This window comes from Syntrophorhabdaceae bacterium, assembly GCA_035541755.1.
Taxonomy (GTDB): domain Bacteria; phylum Desulfobacterota; class Syntrophorhabdia; order Syntrophorhabdales; family Syntrophorhabdaceae; genus PNOF01.
In genome coordinates, this window is the sequence record DATKMQ010000103.1 from 63,969 (window position 1) to 73,636 (window position 9,668).

At 48.3% G+C, this 9,668-nt stretch carries 7 protein-coding genes and 1 tRNA gene; 1 reads left to right on the forward strand and 7 read right to left on the reverse strand.

Annotated elements, in window-relative coordinates; translation table 11 throughout:
* Nucleotides 1-42: 42 nt before the first annotated feature.
* The 7 genes from VMT62_10885 to VMT62_10915 all read right to left on the reverse strand — a co-directional run bounded on the left by VMT62_10885 (nt 43) and on the right by VMT62_10915 (nt 7,426).
* Complete coding sequence (locus VMT62_10885; protein ID HVN96926.1) at nt 43-765, reverse strand: hypothetical protein; 723 nt, start codon at nt 763-765, stop codon at nt 43-45.
* Between the two features lie 226 nt (nt 766-991).
* On the reverse strand, nt 992-2,323 hold the full coding sequence (locus tag VMT62_10890; GenBank protein HVN96927.1) for an MFS transporter: 1,332 nt from the start codon (nt 2,321-2,323) through the stop codon (nt 992-994).
* A gap of 353 nt (nt 2,324-2,676) precedes the next feature.
* The gene (locus tag VMT62_10895) at nt 2,677-3,282 is read right to left on the reverse strand and encodes a hypothetical protein (GenBank protein ID HVN96928.1); all 606 of its coding nucleotides are present in this window, start codon (nt 3,280-3,282) and stop codon (nt 2,677-2,679) included.
* Nucleotides 3,283-3,622: 340 nt separating this feature from the next.
* Nucleotides 3,623-3,698, reverse strand: a tRNA-Gly gene (locus tag VMT62_10900).
* A gap of 193 nt (nt 3,699-3,891) precedes the next feature.
* Nucleotides 3,892-5,343 carry a DegQ family serine endoprotease gene (locus VMT62_10905; GenBank protein HVN96929.1) on the reverse strand — a complete coding sequence of 484 codons (1,452 nt, stop codon included), beginning with the start codon at nt 5,341-5,343 and terminating at the stop codon, nt 3,892-3,894.
* A gap of 15 nt (nt 5,344-5,358) precedes the next feature.
* Complete coding sequence (locus tag VMT62_10910) at nt 5,359-6,759, reverse strand: ATP-binding protein (protein ID HVN96930.1); 1,401 nt, start codon at nt 6,757-6,759, stop codon at nt 5,359-5,361.
* Nucleotides 6,746-7,426 (reverse strand): response regulator transcription factor, encoded by a 681-nt coding sequence (locus VMT62_10915; protein ID HVN96931.1) that lies wholly within the window; start codon nt 7,424-7,426, stop codon nt 6,746-6,748. The genes VMT62_10910 and VMT62_10915 overlap by 14 nt, the downstream gene beginning before the upstream one ends.
* A 251-nt stretch (nt 7,427-7,677) precedes the next feature.
* Here VMT62_10915 and VMT62_10920 point away from each other — a divergent pair, with 251 nt between their 5' ends.
* A complete protein-coding gene (locus tag VMT62_10920) occupies nt 7,678-9,300 on the forward strand; it encodes a fused MFS/spermidine synthase (protein ID HVN96932.1) in 1,623 nt (540 codons plus the stop codon).
* The last annotated feature ends 368 nt before the right edge of the window (nt 9,301-9,668 follow it).

Consider the following 9,668-nt stretch of genomic DNA (forward strand, 5'->3'; position numbering starts at 1 on the left):
CCCAGCACGCGCCCCGCGTTACCCATCACACGTCTCTCGCCGTTACGATTCAACAGATCTATGAGATTTCCTTCTGCATTGGGTCCTACAGTTCTTACACATCAGATTGGCATTATAGATGTCGTAGAACCTCTCGGGATGCCTCAAATAAAGATACTCCCACTGGACCAGGCTCGCCACCGAAAAGAGCAATATGGAATAGGTCCAGAATGTCGGGATAAATACAAATGGTGAAAAGGCCATACAATAGCCCCAATTGTTTATTCTGCACGTGTTGCAACACTTGTTCCGCATGAGCCATTGAAAAGGACAGAAAACCGTGATGCAAAATTGGTCCATGAACACAAAGAATAGAACAATCACATACAGCCAGACGTCAGGGAGTATGCCCACGCGACGCCACATCCACATGACAAGGAGCAGGAGTATCCAGTACAATCCCGATCGTATAGCCCCGCTGTCGGTCTTTCGTTTTGCGATAAGAAATTTGGCCTTCCTTCTGCCGGTGTCTTCGTTCGCACTGCTCACGAAATTTCTCCCGAATATCTTCCCCGAAGACATCTTTGCGTTGAACCTTGGTGTCATCCGTTTTACGAAGACCGCCATAGACAGGAACCAGAGTATGTGATAGACCTTCAAAGAACTGAGCACGGGGAAGGTAAATAGAAAGACGAGGGTATGGGGGCAAAAGATGGCGGACAGGCCCACGGCCACAACAGCCACCCCTTTCAGAACCAGTTTCGTGTAACCGTCATCTTCACACATAGGAATTTAATTTCAAAATAACATCCAGCAACGTCCCCGAACATACGCTCGGGATGGCTGAGCTACAATCGGATTCCATTTGATCCGCTGTCTTTTAGTGTAAGGCAATTATAGAGAATTTACTATTGTTTTTTCAAGAGAAGAGCTCGACAGTCAAGGGAGAGGCATTGGTCATACGGGCCTTCTCTCCACCCTTATCTATATAATGATACCTGCAGCTCAACGTTCAAGGCGCTCTTCCGGCCGGCATCAGGAACAGAAGGGGAATTGAGGCCAAACACAGAAGGCCGGAGCAGACGTATACAATCGTGAATCCCCTGGCCGGGCCGGAGGCCACATGAAGGACACCCGTGAGGAACGAGGTACCGAGCGCAAAGCCTATGCTTCGGAACGTATTTCTCAATGCCACAATCGTGCCCACTTTATCGGGCATCAGCTCTATACAGGCATTATTGGCAGCAGGAAACACCACCCCGCCGGCGAGGCCGTTGATGAAAAGCAGAAATGAAAGCGTCTCCACAGTGCCCCAACTACCCATAGCAACATTCCATGGAAAAAGTGACGGTGCAAGAAATATCGTGGTAATCGACACGACGGCAAAACCGAACACCATCGGCCAACGGTAACCCAGTCTTCTTAAAAGAAAACTTGTCACCGTAGCCGCACCAGCCATCGCAAATGACCTCGGGGTGAGAATCATACCGCTCATGAGGGTGGAAAACTTATGGACCGAGACTGCATAATAGGGTACGAACGCATACACACTGACCGTGGTCATGCCCAGAATCAGATTGGATGTGTTTGCCGCCATGAAAGGTTTCGACTGCAGCAGTGCGATATCAAGTATCGGTTCTGCCGTAGCTTTTTCTTGTTTCAGAAAAAGGACCGCAAGACAGCAACTGGCGATGACGAGCATGGCCGCAATGGCGACATGATACGGGGAAAAACTTTCAGCAACGAAATTGAGGCCCAGCATGAGAAAAAGGAGCGTTCCGCTCATGAGCGCAACACCTGCCAGGTCGACCCGAGTACGCGCCACGATCCTGGATTCGCGAAGCAACATCATGGTCGCCACGATCAGGGCGATGCCGATTGGCACATTGATGTAAAAGATGTAACGCCACGAATATCGGCTTACGATCCATCCACCGAGATTGGGTCCGATGACCATTCCGATGCTGAAGATACTGGAGAACAGGCCTATGGCAGCCTCGCGGTGTTCCGGGAAACAGTCGCTAACGATTCCTGATGCGCTGGGCAGAAAACAGGCGCCTCCCAACGCCTGAAGAAACCTGAAAGCGATCAATGTTTGAATGGTTGGTGCGAGTCCGCAGGCGAGAGAACTGCCCGTAAAAAGGATGAGCGAAACTACAAACACCTTCTTACGACCGAAACTATCAGCCAGATTGCCCGCAAGGGGCATAGCTATAGTGACGGCGATATAAAAAATAGAGATAGTCCAAGCAGACCAGAGAACATTCGTATGCAATTCCCGCGTGAAGTTCGGAAAAGCCACTGCCACGACAGTGCCGTCGATAGCGTACATCAGAAGACTCAAACTCGAACTCAAAAAGATAAAATAGCGACGCATGCAGTTGCAGTCTATTAAATTAACCGGTCAGAGGTCAACGGAAAAGCTTTAAAAAAATAGCTGTGACCCGCCTTACTTGTTGTATACCGCCCTCAGAGCTCGCCTTTATGTGCAATTGGGGTAGCTCGCCCTCGGGGCCGTCGAGCAGGCTCAAGAGTACACATTTGCGGCTGACAAAACGCTTCATTATTGGCTGAACTAAACGGAACGGACCTGTCCGGACCGTACCCCGCTTCTGTTTATGCTCCCCAGCTGACCTCACAGTGCCACGTTAAGAAAACCATGGTCAGGCATAGGCCAATGAAAAGACTATTTAACGCCTATAGCTGCAAATCAAAGGAATGTGTCTTCTTTGTCTCGGGTGATTCTAGCTTGACTTTAAGGATCATTCCATTAGGTTTAAAACCTTCAGGCATCTTAAAGTATACGAATCCCGACGCCCTCTGGCCGGGGCTTATTACAAGATCATTAGCCAATTCCTTTTCGCGCCGATCCGTTTCCATTCTCTTGTTCGCTTCATCTGCAGACAAATAGCTGAAAATGCCAAAACCTAACAAAGCGTATGCTATCTTGCTTCGCTCAAATTCACCTGACATCACGGAACATGAGGTTGGAAAATACTGGTTTCCGACAGAGTCAACAATCCTGACATCTGCCTTTAAGAGAAACAGTCTACCTTCTGAGTTATTTCTGACTATCAAATTTACCGGATAGAAGTTTTTTTCATTCACGTTGAGATAAAATCCTTCCTTTGTTTTTAATTCATTGGCGTACAGGTCGGCCGCTATTTCGACATCCTCTTGCTTTTGGTAGTTCATATATTCATTGGTATTTTTGACGAGAATAAAGCCGGCTTTATGCGAAGCACATGCTCCTAAAACAAACGCGACCAGCACGAGGACACCTAACTTTTTTGCGATTTCCATTTTTCGCCTCCCATTTTATGTTGATCCTTTACGGATCATGGTCTATTACTCTTAATTATGCTGAGATTTCCCCAATTTCGATTTTATATTTTGGCGGATTATCGTCAAGAAAAATAATTCGCCAGAAGAAGAAACGCGGTGAACCTTTTTACAAGTTACGACTGACAATTTTTGATTTCTTCAAATATCCTTATTTGTGTTGAAAGCGATAGTGGAGCAGAAGCATTTTTCCAGGCTGCTCTCAAGAATAGAAGCAAATTAAAAGCGGCTTTTTAGGGACATGAATTGGATGATCTCAACGACTAAATGGAGCGGGAAACGTCTCACCCGCCCGGTAGTATGGAGCGGGAAACGGGGCTCGAACCCGCGGCATCAAGCTTGGGAAGCTTGCACTCTACCAACTGAGCTATTCCCGCCTGTTAAACATCATAAAAGAATTGGGTGACGAAATCAAGGGGACTTTTTACTGGGGCTTGCGTCGCCCCCTCCAACGGCAAAGCCGTATGGAGCCTCCCCTTCTGTCTCGGTTACCCGAGACGCAGGCTTACGCCTGATAGCAGATACTGGGGCTCGTCATCGGCTATTACGTCCGCACCCTCAACCGGAAAGTTATTCCCTCACCACCGTATAGAACGTACTGTTTTCACGCTGAATGAGCATGACAAGACCTTCCTTTATGTTTGCGCTTCTTAAGATTTCCCTGAAGTCTGCTATGCTCCGTATGGGTTTTCGGGCGATTTCTTTAATGATATCTCCTGATCGAATGTCCGCATCGGCCGCGGGGCTCCCCGGTGTCACATCTGTAACGATAACGCCTTTCCTGTCCTTGAGGTTGAGATGTTTTGCTATGTCCGGGGTAATATCCTGGACAATCAGTCCGAAATCTTTTTCGACCTCGGGCTTTCTTGAAGCCTTCAGTTCTTCTTCGGGCAGTTCGCCCACGATGATGGCGATCTCCATCTGCTTGCCATCCCGTATTATACCCACAGTCGATTTTTTTCCTATCTCCGTCGCTCCCACCAAGCGGGGAAGCATTTCACTGTCCTTCACACGCTTTCCATTAAACGAGATGATGACATCTCCTCGTTTAATGCCGGCTACCTCAGCAGGGCTCTTTTCCATTACATCGGAAACGAGTGCCCCCTCCGACTCTTTCAGATTGAAATTTTTAGCTATCTCTGGCGTCACCTTTTGAATGACTACTCCAAGCCATCCCCTCGCTACTTTCCCCTTGCTTTTCAGCTGCGGTAACAGTTCTTTGGCCACATTGATAGGGATGGCGAAACCTATTCCCTGCCCGCCCGAGATAATGATCGTATTGATGCCGACAACCTCTCCCCTGAGATTTATGAGCGGACCACCACTATTACCGGGGTTGATCGAGGCGTCGGTCTGGATAAAATCATCGTAGGGCCCGGCACCTATGAACCGGCCCTTGGCGCTTACGATCCCCGCCGTAACCGTTTGATCAAGTCCAAAAGGACTCCCTATAGCCAGTACCCAGTCACCCACCTCGAGTGCGTCAGAATCGCCGAAAATAGCCGTGGGCAGATTCTGTTTAGCATCTATCTTTATGAGGGCGATGTCTGTCTTCGGGTCTTTTCCGATGACCTTTGCATCGTACTCCCTTTCATCTGACAGCTTCACTTTAATACTGGAAGCCTTTTCAATAACATGATTGTTCGTCAGTATGTACCCCTGACTGTCTATAACAAAACCCGATCCAAGGCCTCTCTGTTTGAATTCTCGTCGCGGCGAGTTGCCGAAGAACTTATCCATAAAGTCGTCGCCAAAGAAGTCTCTGAAAGGATTTACGGGGCCCGTCTGCAGATCAGGACCCTGCGTGACCGTGGTCGTAGCGATGTGAACTATCGTCGGCTTCACCTGCTTAACAAGCTGACTGAAACTGGGAAGGCCGTTATTCAGTGCAATCGGTCTGACATTTTGGCGAACCGCATCGAGCGATGTCTTTTCGGGTGCGACCTGTCCCCTCACATAGGCAAACGCCAGCAGTGCAACAATAAGCAAAGAAACCGTTAAGAACCATCTCCTGTTTCTCATCTTGTTCCTCCAGAATTATAAGGGTAACCTTATGGAAAACTGGCTGCCGATGGAGGGTCTGCTTTGCACCTCTATGGCGCCGTTGTGTGCTTCGGCGATCCATTTGCTGATGGAGAGACCGAGCCCGCTGCCGCTTTCGCGCTTGCGGGACCTGTCCGCGCGATAGAATCTATCAAACACGTACTGTATGTCGTCATCAGATATGCCCACACCGTTATCTTGCACGTTAATACATGCGTAGCCGTCGTTCGTGACGGACGAGACGGATACGACGCCGCCCTTCTGGGTATATTTGATTCCATTCTCCAGAATATTCCAGAGCATTCGTCTGAGTTTCAATTCATCCCCTGTCAGGCGTACATCCACGAGTTCTTTTACGATCAGATTGACCCCTTTGTTCTCGGCGAAGATCTTCATATTCATGCAGACATCTGCCACCAGGTCCCTCAAAGAAATGCTCTCCGTGTTGAGTTTGACGTCTTGCCTGTCAGCCTTGGAGAGAAGCAGAAGATCGTCGATAATTCTCGACATCCTGTCTATTTCTTCCAAATTACTCGTGAGAAGTTTCTTGTATTCATCACTATTTCTGTCCTTACGGAGGCCGAGCTCCGTTTCGCCCTTTAGGATAGTCAGCGGGGTCTTCAACTCGTGAGATACGTCTATACTGAACTGATTGATCCGCTGGAAGGAATCCTTGAGACGACTGATCATAGCGTTGAAGGTATGGGCAAGCCTGCTGAGCTCGTCTTTTCGTCCGTGGATGTCTATCCGCTCATCGAGATTCGTTGAGGATATCTTCACGGCGGCCCGTCTGATCTGGTCCACAGGTCTTAAGGTCTTTTTCGCCATAAAGTAGCCGACAATGATTGTGACCCCTACAGAGGTCGGGATGCTTATAATCATGATGATAAGGAGCTTTCTCATGGTTTCATCAAAATCCGCCATGGATGACCCGACCTGGATGATACTGGAAACTTTCTTATTCTCAAAGATGGGCAGGGTGAGCATGCGCAGCCTCGGATTCACGGTCTCTATGGTTTCGTATATTGCCTCCCCCTTGAGCGCCCTCTCCATGGTCTTGAAAGGCACAGGGATTGTGTCTGTTTCTACATCGTTCATCTTGGCGCCGATTTTCCCCGAAGCGTCGATGATCTGAATGAACTTTCCTCTCGGCTTTCTCCCGAGAACGTTTTCGAGGTATCTTTCAAAATTCCCAAACACGCTCTGGTTGTGCGGGTCGGAAATGGAGGAGGCGAGCACATCTCCCACGGATTTGATTTTTGCGTCAATGCTCCTCTGAAGGCTATTCTTAAAATAGATGTAGACGCCACTTGAAAAGGTGACGAGGATCAGGGCAAGAATCCCTCCATACCATATCGTGAGCTTCCATTTAATCGGGAGATTAATCCTTGTCATCGTCTTCTTTGAGAATATAACCTGTGCCCCTCACCGTGTGAATATATTTCTTGCTTGAGAGGGTTTCTATTTTCTTTCTGAGAAAATTTATATACACGTCCACAATATTCGAGGAATCATCCTGACTTTGCCAGGCGTATTCAGCGATCTCCTTGCGCGTTATAGGTTTCTCCGTATTTTTGAGCATATATTCCATAATGAGGAATTCTTTTTCGGTCAACTCCGTTTCCTTAGGTCCGATGGCGAGCTTTCTGTAGTAAGGGTTCAATACGACATCCCCGTATTCGAGGGTAAGCTGGGCTGTCTTCTTGCTTCTTCGGAGCAGCGCCCGGATGCGCGCAAGCAGTTCTTCGAAAGAAAAAGGTTTTGTCAGGTAGTCGTCACTCCCCGTGTCCAGTCCCTTTATCACGTCCTCCTTTGAATCTTTGGCCGTAATGATCAGCACGGGTGTGTCGATCCCATTTGCCCGTATTCTCTTGAGCACTTCGAGACCGTCTATCTCGGGGATCATGAGATCCAAAAGAACGATATCGTACGCAGATCCGTTGATGAGCTCGAGCCCCATTCTGCCGTCAGACGCCGTGTCCACACTGTAGCCTTCTTCCTCGAGCCCACGGCTTATGAAGTTAGCAACTTTCGACTCATCTTCAACCAGAAGAACTTTCATACGAATAAACTATAGTATAAAACATTCTCTATGAAAAATCCCCTCTTTTTGAAAACATCAGGGAATGCGCACCCATTAAGACATAATAGCCGGCGACGAAGGGGACAGGAAGGCAAATATGACACAGGAATTGATTGACAAAGACCCTTTGATACTATTAAGTATTTGAAACTTCTGTTTTCTGGAAACAGAGGCTCATTTTCACGGCGCTGTGATTTCGACAGCATATTTTGAGGAGGTATAACGCTAATATGAGTCTTTTGGGAGCCTACGTCATTACATTTATCGCGAGCTTCTGTACCCTCGTTATCGAGATGGTTGCAGGACGAATCCTTGCCCCTTTCGTCGGCGTTTCGATCTACACCTGGACGAGCATCATAGGCGTCATTCTTGCCGGCATCAGTGTCGGCGCCTACATAGGGGGAAAACTGGTGGACCGGTTCCCGTCACGTAGGACCTTAGGCTGGCTTTTGCTCTTATCCGGCGCCATGGCGCTACTCATTATTCCCGTGACGTACGTCGTAGCCTCTTATCGTTTTCCCGTGTCCCTTATGCTGAGAATTTTCATTGTCACATCGATCATCTTTTTCGTACCTGGCTGTATACTCGGCACGATATCGCCTGTTGTAGTGAGACTCACTCTGAAGAACCTCGAGAATGCCGGAAACGTGATCGGAAAGATATATGCTCTTTCCACGCTCGGCGCCATCGTAGGCACATTTGTCACCGGTTTCTTCTTTATTTCCTGGTGGGGAACTACGAAGATTGTCGTATGTATGGGCATCGCCCTCATGTTTGTGGGACTCTTTTCAGGTTCTTTTCTTTCTATTGGCTTGTTCAAAAAGAAGGCGACTATCGGCGTGATCATCATTCTTCTTGTCGCCTGCCCCGCTCTTTCAGCCGTCAATACCTATCTTAGTGAGGTGTCTCCTTTTATTAAGCGGCTAAACCGTTACGGGGCTTCCCTGTACAAAAGTCCCCTGAGCGTGGGCGCCGATTACTACAGGGAGAGTAATTACTACACAATAAAACTGGCGAGCACCCTGAGTCGGGATGGAACCACGCCACTGAAGACGCTCGTGCTCGATCACCTGATCCATTCATATGTGAATCTCGGTAACCCCCTGCACATCGAATACGAATACGAAAGGATCTATGCCGATGTTCTTAAGTGGCGCTTCAAAAAGGAAACGGGCTTTAAGAGCCTTACCATCGGCGGCGGGGGCTATACCTTCCCGAGATATATGGAGGTCTATTATCCCAATGCCCACATCGACGTTGTTGAGATAGATCCGCTCGTGACTAAGGTCGCCTACGACGAGTTAAAAATGCCGAGAAATACGCGCATTGCCACATACAATACGGACGGGCGGTGGTACGTGATGAACTGTAAAGACAAATACGATCTCGTTTTTACAGACGCCTATAACGATCTCTCCATACCATACCATCTGACAACGAGAGAGTTTGCTCGCCAGATAAAAGACATCATGAACCCTGATGCCATATTGATGTCGAACATCATCGACAATTTCAAGAAAGGGGCTTTTTTGCCTTCGTACATAAAGACTTTGCAGGAGGTTTTCGGACCAAAGAACGTTCATCTTATTTCGGTACATCCGGATTTCGACAAAATCGGTATCAGCACCTTCATCGTGCTTGCAAGCAACGGCGCCCTCAATATGGATGATTTCAACGCCTTCCTCAAAAGCGAACTCGGCGGAAAGGCGACCGCAGCGGTCCTCCCTCACGATCAAATGGCGAGATTCGTGGATAAAAAAGATGCCATCGTGATCACAGACGATTATGCGCCCATTGACAATCTTATTGCACCCATATTCGAAGCACGTTTCGGCTATAACAGGAAGCGCTGAAGCACCATTGAGAGTAACTCCACATCCCGGCTTTTCCTTGCCCGGTTCGCCTGTGTGATACCAAAAAGCCGGCCCCACAAATCCAAAGGCTTGGGACGGGTCCCAGTGTAAGGCTAAACTGTGCTCAAGGTCACAAAATACAAGCTCTACAGGATAATTTTTTCTTTGCATTCTTCCCTTTTTGAGGTATGATGCATGTATGCCACAGTACGAATGGGAAGGCCGAACCCTCTCCGGTGAAACAAAGAAGGGGCTCACCCGGGCAAACTCCGTAGACGCTCTGCGAGGGGGCCTTCGAAAAGACGGCATTATCCTCACCAAATCGGTAGAGACCAAAGGCGCCGCACAGGAAAAATATAACCCGAAAA